The sequence below is a fragment of the Anaerotruncus sp. genome, from assembly GCF_057433415.1.
Map to the genome: position 1 here is coordinate 1 of NZ_DBMDHH010000011.1, position 17654 is coordinate 17654.

Sequence of the window (17654 nt, forward strand, 5' to 3'; positions counted from 1 at the left end):
GCGGAATTTCTTGGAGTACCCGGCCTTCCGGTAGGCCACATAGGTGCCGCGGGTCTTGGCATAGTTGATGATATGGGTCCGCAGGACGGCGATCTCCGCCCCGCTCTGCGCCGTGAGCTCCTCGATCTCCCGGACGCGCCCGCGCCGCGAGTCGATCTCGACCGCGAGCGCCTGCATCTGCGCGAAGAACGCGTTGATCTGCCCCTCGATGCCGTCGAGCTCCGCCTGGACGCCGTCGTGCTCGTCGCGGCAGAGCAGGATCTTGTCCTCCTGCTCCCGCAGCACCGCCCTGGATTTGTCGAGCGTCAGCACCCAGAGGGAGATTTCCAGCGTCTTCTTCTCCCCCGCGTATTCGAGGAACTGCGCCGCCTTTTCCGACTGCGCCCGCAGCGGTTCCACACGGCTTTCGAGCTCGTCGAGGATGTCCCGCAGGCGAAGGAGGTTTTCCTCCGCGGCCTCCAGGCGGCGCTGGGCCTCGAGCTTGCGGTAGCGGTACTTGGAGATCCCCGCCGCCTCCTCAAAGATTTCGCGGCGCTGGGTGCTCTTGGCGCTGACGATCTCGGCGATCTTGCCCTGCCCGATGATCGAGTAGCCGTCCCGCCCGAGCCCCGTGTCCATGAAGAGCTCGTAGACGTCCTTGAGGCGCACCGCCGCGCCGTTCAGCCGATATTCGCTCTCCCCCGAGCGGTAGAGCTTGCGACCGACCGTGACCACGTCGCTGTCGCAGGCGAGCGCGCGGTCGGCGTTGTCGATCGTGAGCAGCACCTGCGCGTAGCCCTGCGGTTTGCGCGCCTGCGTGCCGCCGAAAATGACGTCCTCCATCTTGCCGCCGCGCAGCGTCTTCGTCGACTGCTCCCCCAGCACCCAGCGCACCGCGTCCGCGATGTTGCTCTTGCCCGAGCCGTTCGGCCCGACGACGGCCGTGATGCCGTCGTGGAAGCTGAGCTTTGTGCGGTCGGGGAAGGATTTGAACCCCTGTATCTCCAAGCTGCGAAGACGCAATGTCACACTTCCTTTATCTCGATCGCGAGGCCTGAGAGCCTCCCGTCCGGTTCTATCTTTACATGATACCCTAATTTCCCCAGTTTTTCAACGGTGCGCGCCCCGTGCCCCGTAATTTTTGAGAGGCTCCGGGGGCCGACCCGCAGGAGGTACTCCCCCTCCGGGCGTCCGGCGAGAAGCGCCTCGGCGCGTCGGCGCATCGCCTCCCCCTCGCAGAGCTCGCGGAACGCCGGGTGGTAGGGCCCGGCCAGCCGCTCCCGCTCGAGGGAGTCCTGCGCGTGCAGGCCCATGCGGATGACGCGGACGCCCTTCCCCTCGAAGAATTCGAGCAGCCGCGCCCCGAGCGAGACGGCCTCCCCGAGCGTCTGGGGACGGTAGGTCCCCGCGCGCCAGAGCGCCGCGAGCCCCGTCCCCTCCATCACGACCGTCGGATAGACCCGCACCGTGTCGGGAGCGCACGCGGCCAGGCGCTCCGCGGTCATGAAGTCGCGCGCCTCGTCCGAGCCGTAAAGCCCCGTCATCATCTGGAGCCCCAGCTCGAAGCCCGCATCCCGCACGAGCCCTGCGGCGCGCTCCACGTCGGCGGCGGTGTGGCCGCGCAGGTTCTGATCGAGCACCCCGTCGTCCATGCTCTGCGCGCCGAGCTCGACCGCGGTCACCCCGTACCGCCGCAGCAGGCCGAGCGTTTCCCCGTCCACCGCGTCGGGCCGGGTGGAAATGCGGATGCCCCGGAACGCGCCGCCCACAAAGGGGGCGGCAGCCTCGAGCAGCTCGAGCATGTAGTCCCGGCCGATGGCGGTGAAGCTGCCGCCGAAAAAGGCGATCTCCGCGTCGGTGTCCGCGCCCGCGAGCGCGCGGGCCGATTCGGCGCAGAGCGCCGCGACCGATTTCCCCGTCGGGGCCTCCCGCGCGCCCGAGATGCTTTTCTGGTTGCAGAAGCTGCACTGCCTCGGGCAGCCGGCGTGGGGGACGAAGATCGCGAGGTTCGCGTGCCTCACGGGCACTCGCCCATCAGCCGCAGCGCCTCGCGGGCGGCCGCCTGTTCGGCGCTCTTCTTGCTGCCGCCGCGCCCGCTGCCGATCACGTTGCTGTTGAGGTGCACCTCGACCACAAAGGACTTGTTGTGGTCGGGGCCGGACTCCTCGACGAGCACGTAGGAAAGCCGCTCCTCGGGGTTCTTCTGGATGATCTCCTGGAGCATCGTCTTGTAGTCGGTGAAGGCGAACTCGTCCCGGTGTTCGAGCGTGTCCACGACGAAGCCGAGCACGAATCTGCGCGCCGGTTCGATCCCCCCGTCGAGGTAGATCGCCGCGAGCAGCGCCTCAAACGCGTCGGCCAGAATCGATGGGCGGGTGCGCCCCCCCATCATCTCCTCGCCGCGTCCGAGTTTGAGGTAGTCCCCCAGCGAAAACTGCCGCGCGAACTCGCAGAGGGATTTTTCGCACACCATCGCCGCGCGCAGCTTGGTGAGGTCCCCCTCCGCGAGGTGGAAGGTGTGGAAGAGATAGTCGGAAACGATGATCGAGAGCACCGCGTCCCCCAAAAACTCCTGCCGCTCGTTGCTCGAGAGGTTCTTCTTCATCTCGTTGGCGTAGGAGGAGTGGGTCAGCGCGATGTCGAGGTATTTGCGGTTCTGGAAGGTGTAGCCGATCCGCTCCTCAAGCGGGGCCGTATCCTTTACATGTGCTTCCATCTCAGCCCTCCGTCCGGTTGTCCGCGGCGTTCGCCCGGAGCTGCGCGAGCGCGCCGCTGATCTCGCCGATCACGCCCCGCTCGGTGTACTCCTTCGCCTGCCGGATCGCGTTTTTGAACGCCTTTGCGTTCGAGCTGCCGTGCGCCTTGATGACCGGCTTGGAGATGCCCATCAGCGGCGCGCCGCCGTACTCGGTGTAGTCCATCTTCTTTTTGAAGGAGAGCACGCCCTTGCTCAGAAAGACCGCGCCGATCTTGGAGGCCGCGTTTTGGAAGAGGATGCCCTTGAGCTCCTTCGAAAACCAGGAGCCCAGCCCCTCGGTCAGCTTCAGCACGACGTTGCCGACGAACCCGTCCGCGACCGCCACGTCGCATTTGGTGAAGGGCAGGTCGCGCGGCTCGACGTTGCCGACGAAGTTGACCGGCGCGTGCTGCATCATCCGGTAGGCGTCGATCTGTAACTCGAGGCCCTTATTCTCCTCCGCGCCGATGTTGATGATGCCGACGCGCGGGCGCTCGATCCCCAGGACATGCTCCATGTAGGCGCTGCCCATGATGCCAAACTGCACGAGCATCTCGGGGCGGCACTCGGCGTTCGCACCCATGTCGAGCAGCATGTAGCAGCCGTCCTGCGAGGGGATGACGGTTGCGAGCGCGGCGCGCTTGATCCCCTTGATCCGCTTGACGAAGAGGGACGCGCCCACGACGATCGCGCCCGTGCTGCCCGCCGAGACGAAGGCGTCCCCCTCGCCCGAGGCAAGCATCTTCATGCCGACCGCCATCGTGCAGTCGTCGTACGACTTGACCACCTCGGTCGGGTCGACCTCCACCGGGATGACCTTCTCCACGTCAGTGATCGAGATGCGGTCGAGCGGGATCCGGTTCTTTTGGCACACCTCGCGGATGATTTTTTCGCTTCCGCAGGCGATGATGTCGACGCCGTACTCCTTCACGGCCATGGCGCAGCCCCTGAGGACCTCGAGCGGCGCGTTGTCTCCGCCGAAGGCGTCCACGATGATTCTCATGATTATAAGACCTCCTGTTCTTCCCGCAGGACCTCCCGCAGGTGGCCGAGCCCCCGCTCGGCGATCATCTGGTAACGCTGCTGCTTGTCCCGCACCCGTTCGCCGAGCGGGGGCAGCAGCCCCATATTACAGCCCATCGGCTGGAACCCGGCGACGCTTTCATCGCTGATGTAGGCGCACAGCGCCCCCGACATCGTGTCGCGCGGCAGCTCCAGAGCGGGCAGCCCGCGCAGCCTGCGCGCAAGCTGCTTCCCTGCTAGGATTCCCGACATGGCCGACTCAATATACCCCTCCACGCCGGTAATCTGCCCTGCAAAGCAGATTCTTTCCTCGCTTCGCAGCCGAAAGGCACCGTCCAGCAGGCGGGGCGAATCGAGGAAGGTGTTGCGGTGCATCACGCCGTACCGCGCGAATTCCGCGTGTTCGAGCCCCGGGATCATCGAAAAGACCCGCTTCTGCTCCCCAAATTTGAGGTTGGTCTGGAAGCCCACAAGGTTGTAGAGGCTCCCCTCCCGGTTCTCCCGCCGCAGCTGCACGACCGCCCACGGGCGGCGCCCGGTGCGCGGGTCGCGCAGGCCGACCGGCTTGAGCGGCCCGTAGCGGATGGTGTCCGGACCGCGCCGCGCCATGATCTCGATCGGCATGCAGCCCTCGTAGACCTTCTCCTCCGGGCGGTCGAAGCTGTGCAGCGGCGCGCCCTCGGCGCTTAACAGCGCGTCGTAGAACCGTTCGTACTCCTCCTTCGTAAAGGGGCAGTTGATGTAGTCGTCCTCCCCGCGGCCGTAGCGCGCCGCGAAAAAGACCCGCTCCCGGTCGAGCGAATCGAAGGTGACGATCGGCGCGGCCGCGTCGTAGAAGCTCAGCGACCCGCCGCAGCGCGCCTCGATGTCGGCCGCGAGCGCGTCGGAGGTGAGCGGCCCCGTCGCGACGATCACATTCCCCTCATCGGGGATCTTCGCCACCTCGCCGGGGACGACCTCGATCAGCGCGTGCGCGCGCACGCGCGCCGTCACGAGCGCGGAAAACGCGTCCCGGTCCACGGCAAGCGCGCCGCCCGCCGCCACGCTCGTTTCATGAGCGCAGGCGACGACCAGCGAACCCATCATGCGCATCTCTTCCTTGAGCATCCCCGCCGCCGAGCCGATGCGCTGGGCCTTGAGCGAGTTGGAGCAGACAAGCTCCGCGAAATTTTCACTGTGGTGCGCGGGGGAAAACCTTTGCGGCTTCATTTCGTGGAGCCGCACCGGGATTCCCGCGTTTGCCAGCGCCCACGCGGCCTCGCAGCCGGCGAGCCCCGCGCCGATGACCGCGACCGGCGTCATTCCTCGTCCGCGTCCCCGGCAGAGGACTTCCCTTTCACCGGCCGCGCGTAGTCGCAGCCCTCCTTGAGGCAGTGGATGAGCGCGCCGCGCCCCGTCTTCTGGAAGAGGGCCGCGCCGCATTTGGGACAGGGCTCCGAGAGCGGTTTGTCCCACGTCATGAACTTGCATTCGGGGAAGTGCTCGCAGCCGTAGTAGCCCTTGCCGTTCTTCGACTTTTTGGCGAGCACCTTGCCGCCGCACACGGGGCAGAGCCCACCCGTCTCCTTGACGATCTTCTTGGTGTTGCGGCACTCGGGGAAGCCCGGGCAGGCGAGGAATTTGCCGAACCGCCCGGTCTTAATGACCATCTTGCGCCCGCACAGCTCGCAGACCACGTCGGTCTCCTCGTCGGGGACCTTGACGCGGGTGCCCTCCATATTCTTTTCCGCCGTTTCAAGCGTCGTTATGAAATCCCCATAGAAGCCGTCGAGCACCTGGGTATAGCTCTCCTTGCCCTCCTCGACCTCGTCGAGGCTCTTCTCCATGTTGGCGGTGAAGTCGATGTCGACAATCTTGGAGAACTGCTCCTCCATCAGCTTGGTCGTCACCTCGCCCAGCGCGGTCGGCTTGAGGGCCTTGCCCTCCCGCTCGACGTAGCCGCGCGCCAGGATCGTCGTGATCGTCGGCGCGTAGGTGCTCGGGCGGCCGATGCCGTTTTCCTCGAGCGTCTTGATGAGGGAGGCCTCGGTGTAGCGCGCGGGCGGCTGGGTGAAGTGCTGGTTGGGGGTGAGCTGCTTGAGGGCGAGGGCGCTGCCCGTCTCAAGTGGCGGGAGCGCCGCGGAATTCTCCTCGTCGGAATCCTTGGCCTCCTCGTAAAGTACTGTAAAGCCGTCAAACTTTACCGTAAAGCCGGACGCCTTGAACAGGCAGTTCGCGGCGTTGATGTCGACCGCCACGGTGTCGAGCAGGGCGTTGGCCATCTGGCTGGCGATAAACCGCTCCCAGATGAGCTTGTAGAGCTTATACTGCTCGGCGCTGAGGTCCTTCTTGACCTTTTCGGGCGTGAGGGTCGGATCGGACGGGCGGATCGCCTCGTGCGCGTCCTGCGCGTTCTTCTTGGATTTGAAGACGCGGCGGGTCCCCGGCAGGTACTCCTTGCCGTAGGTCTCGGTGATGTAGGCCTTGGCGATGTCGGCGGCCTCGTCGGAGATGCGCAGGCTGTCGGTACGCATGTAGGTGATGAGGCCGGTCGCGCCGATCCCCTCGATCTCGATGCCCTCATAGAGCTCCTGCGCGATCTTCATTGTGCGGCGGGACTGGTAGCCGAGCCGCCGGGAGGCCTCCTGCTGGAGGGTCGAGGTGATGAAGGGCGGCGCGGGGGATTTTTTGCGGACCCCCTTCTTGACGTTGCCGACGGTGTAGTCCGCCCCGTCGAGGGATTCGATGATCTTTTTCGCGCTCTCCTCGTCCGGAATGCCGGCGAGCTCGAGCTTTTTGCCGTCGATCGAATAGAGCTTGGCCGGGAAGGGCTTTTTCGCATAGCCCTTGGCGGCGAGCAGCGCGTCGATGGACCAGTATTCCTGCTGCTTGAAGGCGCGGATCTCCTCCTCGCGGTCGAGGATGATCCGCACCGCGACCGACTGCACCCGTCCGGCCGACAGCCCCTTGCGCACCTTGCGCCAGAGGAAGGGGCTGATCTTGTAGCCGACGATGCGGTCGAGGATGCGGCGCGCCTGCTGCGCGTCCACGAGCTTTTCGTCGATTGTGCGCGGGTGCTCCATGCCGTAATGCACGCCGCTCTTGGTGATCTCGTTGAAGGTGACGCGGTTCTGCTCCTTCATGTCGACGCCGAGCATCTGCGCCAGGTGCCAGGAGATCGCCTCCCCCTCGCGGTCCGGGTCGGTCGCGAGATAGATGGCGTCGCTCTTCTTGGCGGCCTTTTTGAGGTCCTTGATGAGGTCCTCCTTGCCCTTGATGTCGACGTACTGCGGCGCGAAGCCGTTGTCCACGTCGACCCCCAGCTTGCTCTTGGGCAGATCGCGGACATGTCCCATCGACGCGACCACCTCAAACCCCTTCCCGAGGTATTTTTTTATCGTTTTCGCCTTTGCGGGCGACTCCACGATGACAAGATTGGACAACTTGTAACCATTCCTTTCCCGGGGAAGCTCCCCTCTATCAATAAACGCGCTCACGCGCAGTCAATTCCAGTTTCATTCCGGCGCCCCGGCCAGGTACCTGCCGCCCGGAAGCGCCCGCACCAGCCCGAAGAGCTCCAGCTCGGTCAGGGCCGCCAGCGCCTGCGCGGCGGTGAGCCCCGCGCGCCCGGCGAGCGGTTCCGCGCCCTCCGGCAGATCGCCGAGCGCGGCGTAGAGGCTCCTGGCCTCCTCCGAGACCCCCAGCTCCCCGAGCGCCGACTCTCCGGGCCGTTCGGCCGGCGGGACGGCCTCCTGCGCCACCATGAGCGGCAAAGCCTCCCCCATGGACGGGCGCGGCACCTTGCGCGGGCCGTTCAGGGGCTGCGGATTTACATCCTGTCCGGCAGCGCGGATCTTCCGCACCACCGTATGCGCGTCGATCCCGGCCGGGAACCGGCCGATATACTCCTCCAGGATGCTGTAGACGTTCAGAACGAGCTTGGCGCCGTCCTTGATGAGCCGGTTGCACCCGGTCATGCTCGGATCGAAAATCTCCCCCGGCACCGCGAAGACGTCCCGGTTCTGATCCAGTGCGTGGCGCGCGGTGTTGAGCGCGCCGCTCTGCTCGGGGGCCTGCACCACCACGACGCCCGCGGAGATGCCTGCGAGCAGCCGGTTGCGGATGTTGAAGTTGTAGCGCTGCGGGCGTTCCCCGAAGGGGAACTCGGTCATCAGCACGCCGCCCTCGTCGAGGATGCGCCGCTTGAGGCCGCGGCTTTCGCTCGGATAGTCGATGTCGAGCCCGCAGGCGAGCAGGCCGACCGAGCGCCCGTTGGCGGCGAGCGCCCCGTCGTGGGCGGCGTAGTCGACGCCCACCGCGAGCCCGCTGGCCACGGTGCAGCCCGCCGAGGCGAGGTCATAGGCGAGGCGTCTCGCGCACTGCTCGCCGTAATCGGTCGAGGTCCGCGTCCCCACCAGCGTGAGGACCAGCTCCTCCCGCAGGCCGCGCAGGTCGCCCAGTACATATAATACACATGGCATACCGTCGATATTTGTCAAAGCCTCGGGATAATCGGGAGAATCCGGGGTGATCACGGCGCACCTGCACCGGCGGGAGAGGCGCAGGTTCTCCTCCGCCTTCCGAAGGTCGGCCGAGCGGATGCGCTCGATCTCCTTGGGCGCGAAGATCCCCGTGGCGCGCAGCTCCTCCTCGCTCATGCGGTAGAGCTTCTCGGGCGCGCCGATCTCCCGGATCACCCGGTCCGCCTTGATGCTGCCCGCGCCGAGCGCCTCCTGCAGCCAGATCCAATAGAGGCCGTCCGCCATGCCGCGCACCCCCGAAATCAGTCTAACGGTACATTTCCCACAAAAAGACCCCCGCCGCCATCGCGGCGTTGAGCGATTCGCTGCCCGGCTCCATCGGGATGACGAGGCTTCCGGTGCAGCGGCCGATCACGCCGTCCGCCAGCCCGCCGCCCTCGTTTCCGATCACGACCGCGCAGCCGCCCTCGCCGAGCGAAACCTCCCGGAGGGTCTTCGCGTCCTGCCGCAGGGCGGCCGCCCACACGGGCACGCCCGCTTCTTTCAGCGCGTCGATCCAGCCCCCGAGGTCGTCCGTCACCGCGGCGGGCACCCGAAAGACGCCGCCCATCGACGCGCGCAGCACCTTGGGGCTGTACAGGTCGGGGCAGTCGTCCGAAAGGAGGACGCCGCCGACCCCGAACGCCGCCGCCGTGCGCAGGATGGTGCCGAGATTTCCCGGGTCCTGCAGCGAGGAAAGCAGGAGAAATTTGCCGTTACTGCTTATTTTAACAGGTTGCGTCCCGTTGTCAAGCATCCGGAAAACGCCGAAAACGCCCTGCGGGCTGACCGACTGGGCGAGCTTGTCCGCCACGGCCGGGGTAATGCGGCAGAAGGTTTCCGCCGCGAGCGCAATGGGCGAAAGGGTGTCGAAAGCGCTCTCGAACGCCTCCTCGGTGGCGAACAGCTCGACGGGAAAATACCCCGCCGCAAACGCTTCCCCGGTGAGCTTGGCCCCCTCGGTCACGAAGAGGCGCTCCTCATACCGCGCCCTGCGGGAGCCCGCGAGCCGGACATACCGCTTGACGGAAGGGCTCTGGCGCGAAGTGATCTCCTTTTCTGCCACGGCGGGTACCTCCTTCCCCTACATACAAAAGATACGCCCGCGCGGATGCGCGCGGGCGTATGCGGTTCCTATTAAAGGGCGGCCTTCGCCTGTTCGACGAGCGCAGTGAACGCCGCGGCGTCGTTGATCGCGATCTCCGAGAGCATCTTGCGGTTGAGCTCCACGCCGGCCTTTTTGAGGCCGTTCATGAAGGTGCTGTAGTTGACGCCGTTCATGCGGCAGGCCGCGGAGATGCGGGTGATCCACAGCTGGCGGAAGTTGCGCTTTTTCTGCTTGCGGCCGATGAAGGCGTAGTTGCCCGACTTCATCACCTGCTGTTTGGCCATTTTAAAGAGCTTGCTCTTGGCGCCAAAGTAGCCTTTGGCAAGCTTCAGTGTCTTTTTCCTTCTCTTACGGGTCATCATTGCGCCCTTAACACGAGCCATATCTATTTACCTCCGTCTTATTCCGATTATTTGTAAGGAACGAGCAGCTTGATCGTCGCCACGTTGGTCTTGTCGGCGTAAGCGCCGCGGCGCAGGCGACGTTTGCTCTTGGCGGTCTTCCCGTGCCCGTTGAGCAGGTGGCTCTTGTAGGCGTGCGCACGTTTCACCTTTCCGTTCTTGGTAAGCTTAAAGCGCTTTTTGGCACCGGTGTGGGTCTTCAGCTTAGGCATTTTTGTTTCCTCCCTTAATATTGGTTGCGGGCTTCGGCGAAATAAACATCACCATGCTGCGGCCCTCGAGCTTCGGCTGTTTCTCGACGTTGCCGACCTCGGCCACCGCTTCGGTGAAACGCTTCATGATGCTCGTCCCCAGCTCGGGATGTGCCATCTCGCGGCCGCGGAATCGCAGGGACGCCTTCACCTTATCCCCGTCCTCAAGGAACTTGATGGCGCGGTTCACCTTGGTGTTGAAATCGTTAGTGTCGATGTTCAGCGAGAGGCGGACCTCCTTGATTTCGATCACCTTCTGATTTTTCCTTGCTTCCTTCTCCCGCTTCGCCTGCTCGAACTTATACTTGCCGTAGTCCATGATCTTGCAGACGGGCGGCGTGGCCTGAGGAGCGATCTTCACGAGGTCAAGGTTCTTTTCGATCGCCATGTTCTGGGCCGTCGCAAGCGGCACAACGCCGAGCTGTTCCCCCTCCGTGCCGACCAGACGCACTTCCTTGTCTCTGATCTCCTCATTGATGAGCAATTCCTTGCTGCTAATACGAAACACCTCCAAAGCCTTTTTTGCATTGAATTGAAAACGAGCGTGGGCAGAAACCGCCCACGCTCGTAAAATCAACCACAGTCTCCCCCGCAGGGGAAATCGCTATTGACCAGCCGCCCACCGGCGGCGAGGTGAGAACAGAAACTGCTCTACTTTGTTTACCGAATTATGATACCACGCGCATGCGCGGATGTCAACCCCTAAATGATGATTTCCCTGGACAGCGCGAAGGAATAGAGCACGCACTCCCTGACCGGCATGCCCAGCGCGCCGCCGAGCACCTTCCGGTAGAGCTCGAGCTGCACCCGGTAGCGTTCGACCAGCTCTGCGGGCGTCCTAACATGGTCGGTCTTGTAGTCGACGATCACCGCGCCGCCGTCTTCCGCGAAGACGCAGTCGGCCACGCCCTGGACCGCCGTTTTTCCGCCCGCGTCGAAGAGGTCGGTGTACGCCCCGAGCGTCTCCCTCCCCACCTCGGCCAGAAAGCGCAGCTCCCGCCACACCCTGTCCGCGCGGAAGATGCGCCCCGCCAGCGGCGAGCGGAAGAACGCCGCGAGCTTTCCCGCGTCGATGGCCTCCGCCTCCTGCCGGGAGAGGAAGCCCTCCCGCGCCATCCGTTCGAGCTCGGCGGCGACATCCTTTGCCGCCGCGCGGTAGTCGGAAAACTGCATGAACTTGTGGAGCGCGCTGCCACGCTGCGCGGCGGTGAGCCCCCGCTCCTGCAAAAAGGCGGGCCGTCCCGCGAAGCGGTAGCTTTTGGCGAGCTCCCCCTTGGAGATCTGCGAAACCGCCATCTTGGTGGGGATCCGCGTCTCGGGCGCGAAGGGATAGCGCCAGGCGAGCCGCCGCTCCAGCGCCCCGGTGAGCGCCGGGTCGGGCGGGGGCGGCGTCTCCCCCGCCGTCTCCCCCGCCGCGGGCGGGTCGCCCCCAACGGGCAGGACGGCGGCCGAAAACGCGGCCTGCGCCGGAACGGCGCCGGCCTCGACGCCGTACTGCGCCAGCAGTCCTGCCGCGCCGGGGTGGTGGACCGCCGCCATCAGGACCCAGTCGAGATAGCTCGCCGCGCCGCGCACCTGGTAGGGCGGCAGCTTGCCGTTCCCCTCCGGCGCGCAGGCCAGCCCCGCGAGCTTCTCCCCCGGCCTGGTGAGCGTCCCGGTCAGGATGAGCCGCTGCTTGGCGCGGGTGAGCGCCACATAGAGCACCCGCAGCTCCTCCGAGAGCATCGAGCGTTCGATCGCCAGCCGCAGCGCCTGCATCGGCACGGTGGAAAACTGCGTCTGCAATTTGGGGTCGCGGCGCACGCAGGCAAAGCCCAGCTCGGTGTGCAGCAGGGTCGTGCCGTTCAAATCCTGACGGTTGAACTGCTTGGCGCAGTCGCAGAGGAAGACGACGGGGAATTCCAGCCCCTTCGAGCGGTGGATGCTCATGATCCGCACCACTTCCGCCTGCTCCGACAGACTCGCCGCGGGCGCGAAGTCGCCTCCCCGCTCGATCAGCCGGTCGACGAACCCGACGAACCCCGAAAGCCCCCGGTAGCCGCTCGCGTGGTAGTCGCAGGCGTACTGCACGAGCAGCAGCAGGTTCGCGCGGCGGGAAGCGCCCATCCGCATCACCTGCGCCTTGGCAAGGCAGCCGCACTCGTCGTAGACGCGGCGGATGACCGCGTCGGCGGTCGCGCCCGCCGCGAACCGCCGCAGCCGCGCGAGCGTCCCGCAGAATTCCAGGCAGTGCGCGTCCCCCTCCCCGGCGCGCCTCTGCACCGCCGTGTAGAGGGGCGCGCGCCGGTCGGCAAGGCGGATATGCGCCATCTCGTCGGCGGTAAAGTCGAAGAGGGCGGACATCATCGCCGCCGCGAGGTCGACGTCGAGCAGGGGGTTGTCGATCACCCGCAGCAGCGCGACGACCGGCGCGACCTCCTTCGAGGTGAGAAAGCCGCTCTTCGGCTCCGCCCAGACGGGCACGCCCCTCTTTTGCAGCGCCTCCAGATAGGTCTGCGCCCGTCCGGAGGGGGAGCGCAGCAGGATGCAGACGTCCGACGGGCGGATCTTCCGCAGGGCGTCCCCCTCCGCGACGAGCTCCCCGCGCCCGAGCATCCCGGCGATCTCATCGGCGACGTAGTCCGCTTCGACCTGCGCGCGGGTCCGCTCCCCCGCGTAGCCCGTGAGGTCCAGAAGGCGCAGCCCGCATCCGGCGGGCGTCCCCTCGGGGAAGCTCCCGCCGGGGATGAGCGCCTCCTCCTCGTTGTAGTCGATCTCCCCGATCTCTTCGCTCATGAGCAGCGAAAACAAAAAGTTGATGCTCCCCGTCACCTCCGGCGCGCTGCGAAAGTTCTTCCCGAGCGTGATCTTCGCCGGGAACTGTTTGCCGTCGTAGGGGGCGTAGCGTTTTTTCTTCTCCATGAAGAGCTCGGGGCAGGCCTGGCGGAAGCGGTAGATGCTCTGCTTGACGTCCCCGACGAGGAAGAGGTTCCGCTCCTTCTGCGAGACGGCGCGGAAGATGATCTCCTGCGCCGCGTTGGTGTCCTGGAACTCGTCGACGAGCACCTCGTCGTAGCGCTCCGACACCGCCCGGGCGAGCGGGGTCTTGACGTACCCCTCCCCCGCGGGCCGCACGAGCAGCGCGATCGCGTACTGCTCCATATCGGAAAAATCCATCAGGTTTTTCTGCCGCTTCTGTTCGGTGAACGCCCGGTCGAACGCCTCCACCAGCTCGAAGAGGGTCTCCACCATCGGGCGCAGGTCGGCGACGTCCTCGGAGAACTCGGCCGCCGTGGCGCAGAACTGCCGGTCCCGCAGCGTCTCGACGATTCCCCGGACGCTCTTGCGCAGCGCCTGCGCCGCCCCCTTGCGGGGGTCGTCCCCCCGGACGGGGCGCAGCTTCTCAAAGACGAAGCTCCCCAGCCGCTTGCAAGTCCCGTCCCAGTCGCGCGCCGCGACCGATTCCCGCACCCGTTCGAGCTGCCGCAGGTCGGCACGCAGCGCGCCGCCGTAGGCGTTCGAGAGCGTCTCGTCCTCCTCCACGAGGGACAGCGCGCGCCCGCAGAGCGCGCAGGCGTGCCCGAGCGCGTCGGCGGCGTAGCCGAGGATGCACTTGCCCCAGATCGAATCGGCGACCGGCACCCCCTCATTATAATAGGAGAGCTTCGCCTCCATCCAGCCGTGGTAGAAGGGATGGGAGCGCACGAAGTCGTAGAGGGAGAAGAGGGTGGTAAAGACGCGGCTGTCATCCCGCCCGGTGCTGAGCAGCTCGACGAGGCGGGCAAACCGTCCGCCGTCCTCCCGCGCAAAGAATTCCTCCACCACGCCGCGCGCGCAGTCCCGCCGCAGGACCTCAAGCTCCTTCTCGTCCCCCGTGCGGATGTTGGAGGCGATGCCGAGCAGCTGGAAATTCTGCCGGATAAGCTCGCTGCAAAAGGCGTGGATCGTGCTGATCTGCGCCCGCCCGAGCAGCAGCTGCTGGCGGCGCAGGCGGGCGTTTTCGGGGTGTTCGGCGGCCAGCGCCGTCACCCGCGCCATGATCCGCTGCTTCATTTCGAGCGCCGCCGCGTTGGAAAAGGTCACGACGAGCAGCCGGTCGGCGTCGACCGGCTGCTCGGAGTCGAGGATGCGCCCTACCGCCCGTTCGACGAGCACCGCCGTCTTGCCCGAGCCCGCCGCCGCCGAGACGAGCACCGTCCCGCCGCGCGCCTCGATCGCGTCCCGCTGCCGGGGGGTCCACTGACGCTCAGCCATCCGCCTCATCCCCTTCCATCGCCTTGAGCGCGGCCGCGCGGTCCAGCTCCGCGAGCTTTCTCACCGCGTCGGAATCCTCATGCCCGCAGACCGCGTGGTAGTCGCACCAGTCGCACGGCCGGTAGTCGCTCAGCCCGTCGACCGGCGCCGCGTCGATCTTCCCGCCCGCGAGGCTGTCCGCCAGCTCAATGAGCAGCCGCTCGACCTGCCGCCGGATGGTCCCCATCTGTTCGAGGGTAGCGAGCTGGCTGTGCGCGTCGAAGGAGCCGTCCTTTTTCGTCCTGACGGGGATATAGAGCCCCGCGAGGCCCGGCTCCATCGCCGAGAGGACCTCCCGGTCCTCCAGCAGGATGCCGTTCATCCGCAGGCGTTTCTGCTGTTCCGCGCGCACCTCGCCCTCCGTGGCGCCCCGCTCCGCCGAAACGACGCTGTCGCGCGCGGGCATGTAGAGCACGCCCGCCGGGACCGCACCGCCCCCGGGCGCGTTCTCGCAGATCGAAAAGAGGTAGATGAGCATCTGCATGTTGAGCCCGTAACAGACGTCCGAGAGGTTGAAGCTCTTGTGTCCCGATTTGTAGTCGACGACCCGCACATAGCGGACCCCCTCCCGCTCGAGGACGTCCATCCGGTCAACGATCCCCTCGACGATCACCCGCGTGCCGTCCGGGGCGCACAGGTCGAGGGGCTTCATCTCCGCTTCGAGATTGATCGGCAGCTCGAAGGCCGCCGGCTCAAACTCGCTCTGGGCGAATTCCATCGCCAGCCGCCGCAGCAGCCGCACAAGGGTGCCCACCAGCCGCCGGAAGAGGTACCGGAAGCGCGCGGGCATCTCGTCGAGGTTTGCGATCTTGGCGGAGAGGTCCGTCTCGATGATCTCGGTGACCTCCCGCTCCAGCCGCGCGTCGTCGAGCGCGGAAAGCCCCCGCCCGCCGTATTTTTTCACCATCTTTTCGAGCACGAGGTGGATGAGGGAGCCCGACTCGATCGGGTTGAACTCCACTCTGCGGCGGGGGCTGATCCGCAGGCCCGCCTTGCAGAAATAGGAAAACGGGCACTGGTAATACTGCTCGGCGCGCGACGGGGAGATGCGCACCTGCGCGCCGAAGAGGGCGCGCGCCGCCGCGCGGTCGTTCAGGGAAAATCCCCTCGTCCCGGCGCACCGCGCGAGCGCCTCCATCCGCGCGGGCTCCCGCGCGGAAAACCACGCGCGCAGGGACGCCTCGGCGGGCGTCCGTTCCCGCCAGCCGCGCGCCAGCTCGTCAAAGGCGGTGCGCTCGTTGGCCACCCGCCCGAGCGGCCCCTCAAGAGAGGACTCCACCGGGCATCCGGTCAGCGCGCGCACCCGGTCAAGCGCGGACGAAGGGGCGAGCGCCGCCCCCGCCGTATCCCGCAGCGGCCAGCTGACGCACAGCCGCTCGGACGCCTGCGTGAGCGCGAAATAGACATAATACCGCTCGAAGAGCGCCGTCTGTCCCGGCGTGCGCAGCAGGTCGACCCCGCGCGCCTTGAGCAGGTCGCGCTCGGCGGCGGAAAAGATGCCCGCCGACGTCTCCCAGCGCGGGAAGACCCCCTCGTTGAAGCCGATCACAAAGGCGGCGCGCGGACTGTCCGGCCGGATGCGGTCGGCCGCGCCGACGATCACCTGGTCGATCGTCTGGGGGATGAGCCCGATGTCGGCGGCGGAAATCCCCATGCGCAGCAGATCGATCAGCCGCCCAAGCGGCAGGCGCACGTCGGCGAGCGCCCCGCCGAACACGTCGAGCAGCCCGAGCAACGCCTCCCACACCTGCGCGGACATCTCGAGGAAGCGTTTCTGCTCCCCCTCCTCCATCCCGGCGGCGGCCTCCTGAAGGTGCTCCGCCGCCTTCACCCGCTCGAGCCACCCGAACGCCGCCGCGGCAAAGCCGCGCCCGTCGCAGTCGGCAAGCTCGCGCCGCAGCGTCACGAGCGGGCCGGCCAGCTTTCGGCGGGTCTCGTTGATCCGTCCCAGCCGTTCCGCCTGCTCCTCGGTGAAGCCCTCCGACATCCCGTCGGGGTTGTTGGTGAAGTCCGCCCGCCACGCCGCGCCCGAGACCCCCCAGACGAAGCAGTAGTTCTCCAGTTCCCCCGCTTCGGCCGGGCCGATACCGGTGACGCAATTTTTGGCGAGCGCGAGCAGGTGTTCGGAATCGAACCCGCTGCGCGCCGCGTCGAGCGCGGCCAGCAGCCCCGCCGCGAACGGGTGCACCTGGATATCTGCCCGCAGATCGGCGAAGAAGGGGATCTCATAGCGCGTGAAGACCGTCTCGAGCGGCACGAGGTAGCGGTCGAGGTCCCGCCCGATCACCGCGATGTCGCGGTAGCGGCAGCCCTCCTCCCGCACGAGCGCGCAGATGCGCGAGGCGACGAACTCCAGCTCGTCGTAGAGGTCCTCGCACGCAGCGAGCTTCACCCCCTCATGCGTTTCGCACCCCTCTGGCGCGGCGTCGGAAAAGGCTACGGCGATGTGCGCGAGCGCCGGCCGCGCGAACCGCCGGGGCTCCCGCAGGACGACCGGCGCCGCGACGGGGACCCCCGCCGCCTTCGCGTCGCGCACCAGCCGGTTGGCGGTCTGCGCGGCCGCGGCGAACGCGCCCGTCTCGTCGGCGCAGGAAAGGCCGTCGCAGGGCAGCGCCGCCCACACCGCCGGGCTCCCCTCCAGGATCCGTCCGAGCAGCTTCCACTCCGCGCCCATGAACGCCATGAACCCGTCGATAAAGACGCTGTACTCCGCGAAGAACCCCCGCCCCTCGAGCTTCCGGCAGGCGCGGCGCAGGCTGTCGTCCGGGTCGCAGTAGCCGCGCTCGATCAGCGCCTGGTAGGCGTCGAAGATGAGCGCCACGTCGGAGAGCTTGTCCCGCAGGTCCTCCGACGCGTCCGCCGCCGCGGCGCGCAGTGTTTCGGGGTCCGCGCCCGCGGTCTTGAGCTCGCCGACCGCCTCGCACATCGTGGCGGCGAACGCCGCGCCCGAGACGTTTTTGCGGTAGGCGCGCAGCTCCCCGCCGATCTCGCCGAGCGCGACGCTCATGAGCAGCACCTTGGCCGTCTCGTCGAGGTGCACCCCCGCCAGCCCTCCGTACTCCCGGAAAATCCGGTCGCAGAGGCGTGTAAAGCTCAGCACCTCCACAGACAGCGCGTCCTTCGCGCCGAGCCTCCGGTAGAGGGCCTTCTCGCTCTCGAACGAATACTGCTCGGGCACCAGCAGGACCGCCTTTCCGCCGCCGCGCACGCACTCCGCGATCTTCTCGTGCAGCAGCGCCGTCTTGCCGGTGCCGGCCGCGCCCAGGATCAGATGCAGCATCCGTTCCACCTCCATTCATGCTTCCTATTCTACCACAATCCCCGCCCGGCGGACAAGCGGGCGGGGATTTTTCCCGCCCGCGCCTTTTCCCCGGAAATGCCGCG

Annotated in this window: 13 protein-coding genes; all 13 read right to left on the bottom strand. The window is 66.8% G+C overall.

Annotated elements, in window-relative coordinates; all coding sequences use genetic code 11:
- On the bottom strand, positions 1–1002 hold a 1002-nt coding region (locus ACZO3G_RS04860), incomplete at its 3' end, for a chromosome segregation SMC family protein (protein ID WP_486846868.1).
- A gap of 2 nt (positions 1003–1004) precedes the next feature.
- The gene (locus tag ACZO3G_RS04865) at positions 1005–2000 is read right to left on the bottom strand and encodes a radical SAM protein (RefSeq protein WP_276871410.1); all 996 of its coding nucleotides are present in this window, start codon (positions 1998–2000) and stop codon (positions 1005–1007) included.
- Positions 1997–2695: a ribonuclease III gene (gene rnc, locus ACZO3G_RS04870; protein ID WP_101550901.1), complete on the bottom strand. Its 699-nt coding sequence runs from the start codon at positions 2693–2695 to the stop codon at positions 1997–1999. Before rnc ends, ACZO3G_RS04865 begins: the two co-directional genes overlap by 4 nt.
- Position 2696: 1 nt before the next feature.
- Entirely contained in the window at positions 2697–3719 is a 1023-nt protein-coding gene (plsX, locus tag ACZO3G_RS04875; RefSeq protein WP_276871408.1) for a phosphate acyltransferase PlsX, read from the bottom strand.
- 2 nt (positions 3720–3721) lie between these two features.
- Positions 3722–5041: a methylenetetrahydrofolate--tRNA-(uracil(54)-C(5))-methyltransferase (FADH(2)-oxidizing) TrmFO gene (gene trmFO, locus ACZO3G_RS04880; RefSeq protein WP_276871406.1), complete on the bottom strand. Its 1320-nt coding sequence runs from the start codon at positions 5039–5041 to the stop codon at positions 3722–3724.
- Complete coding sequence (gene topA, locus ACZO3G_RS04885) at positions 5038–7161, bottom strand: type I DNA topoisomerase (protein WP_121585721.1); 2124 nt, start codon at positions 7159–7161, stop codon at positions 5038–5040. The genes trmFO and topA overlap by 4 nt, the downstream gene beginning before the upstream one ends.
- A gap of 72 nt (positions 7162–7233) precedes the next feature.
- Positions 7234–8484 carry a DNA-processing protein DprA gene (gene dprA, locus ACZO3G_RS04890; RefSeq protein ID WP_276871398.1) on the bottom strand — a complete coding sequence of 417 codons (1251 nt, stop codon included), beginning with the start codon at positions 8482–8484 and terminating at the stop codon, positions 7234–7236.
- A 22-nt stretch (positions 8485–8506) separates the two neighbouring features.
- The gene (locus ACZO3G_RS04895; protein WP_277138474.1) at positions 8507–9304 is read right to left on the bottom strand and encodes a TrmH family RNA methyltransferase; all 798 of its coding nucleotides are present in this window, start codon (positions 9302–9304) and stop codon (positions 8507–8509) included.
- A gap of 71 nt (positions 9305–9375) precedes the next feature.
- Positions 9376–9729 carry a 50S ribosomal protein L20 gene (gene rplT, locus ACZO3G_RS04900; RefSeq protein WP_101550913.1) on the bottom strand — a complete coding sequence of 118 codons (354 nt, stop codon included), beginning with the start codon at positions 9727–9729 and terminating at the stop codon, positions 9376–9378.
- Positions 9730–9755: 26 nt separating this feature from the next.
- The gene (gene rpmI / locus ACZO3G_RS04905; protein ID WP_101550915.1) at positions 9756–9959 is read right to left on the bottom strand and encodes a 50S ribosomal protein L35; all 204 of its coding nucleotides are present in this window, start codon (positions 9957–9959) and stop codon (positions 9756–9758) included.
- Positions 9952–10512, bottom strand: a complete 561-nt coding sequence (gene infC, locus ACZO3G_RS04910) for a translation initiation factor IF-3 (RefSeq protein WP_101550917.1) — start codon at positions 10510–10512, stop codon at positions 9952–9954. Before infC ends, rpmI begins: the two co-directional genes overlap by 8 nt.
- 188 nt (positions 10513–10700) lie before the next feature.
- On the bottom strand, positions 10701–14231 hold the full coding sequence (addA, locus tag ACZO3G_RS04915; protein ID WP_276871391.1) for a helicase-exonuclease AddAB subunit AddA: 3531 nt from the start codon (positions 14229–14231) through the stop codon (positions 10701–10703).
- Positions 14224–17550 carry a PD-(D/E)XK nuclease family protein gene (locus ACZO3G_RS04920; protein ID WP_277138472.1) on the bottom strand — a complete coding sequence of 1109 codons (3327 nt, stop codon included), beginning with the start codon at positions 17548–17550 and terminating at the stop codon, positions 14224–14226. Before ACZO3G_RS04920 ends, addA begins: the two co-directional genes overlap by 8 nt.
- Positions 17551–17654: the final 104 nt, after the last annotated feature.

What these genes read in the sequence shown, in the direction of transcription:
- rnc (WP_101550901.1), bottom strand. Translation starts at nt 2,695, where the DNA reads ATGGAAGCACATGTAAAGGATACGGCCCCGCTTGAGGAGCGGATCGGC.
- plsX (WP_276871408.1), bottom strand. Translation starts at nt 3,719, where the DNA reads ATGAGAATCATCGTGGACGCCTTCGGCGGAGACAACGCGCCGCTCGAG.
- trmFO (WP_276871406.1), bottom strand. Translation starts at nt 5,041, where the DNA reads ATGACGCCGGTCGCGGTCATCGGCGCGGGGCTCGCCGGCTGCGAGGCC.
- dprA (WP_276871398.1), bottom strand. Translation starts at nt 8,484, where the DNA reads ATGGCGGACGGCCTCTATTGGATCTGGCTGCAGGAGGCGCTCGGCGCG.
- rplT (WP_101550913.1), bottom strand. Translation starts at nt 9,729, where the DNA reads ATGGCTCGTGTTAAGGGCGCAATGATGACCCGTAAGAGAAGGAAAAAG.
- rpmI (WP_101550915.1), bottom strand. Translation starts at nt 9,959, where the DNA reads ATGCCTAAGCTGAAGACCCACACCGGTGCCAAAAAGCGCTTTAAGCTT.
- addA (WP_276871391.1), bottom strand. Translation starts at nt 14,231, where the DNA reads ATGGCTGAGCGTCAGTGGACCCCCCGGCAGCGGGACGCGATCGAGGCG.
- ACZO3G_RS04920 (WP_277138472.1), bottom strand. Translation starts at nt 17,550, where the DNA reads ATGCTGCATCTGATCCTGGGCGCGGCCGGCACCGGCAAGACGGCGCTG.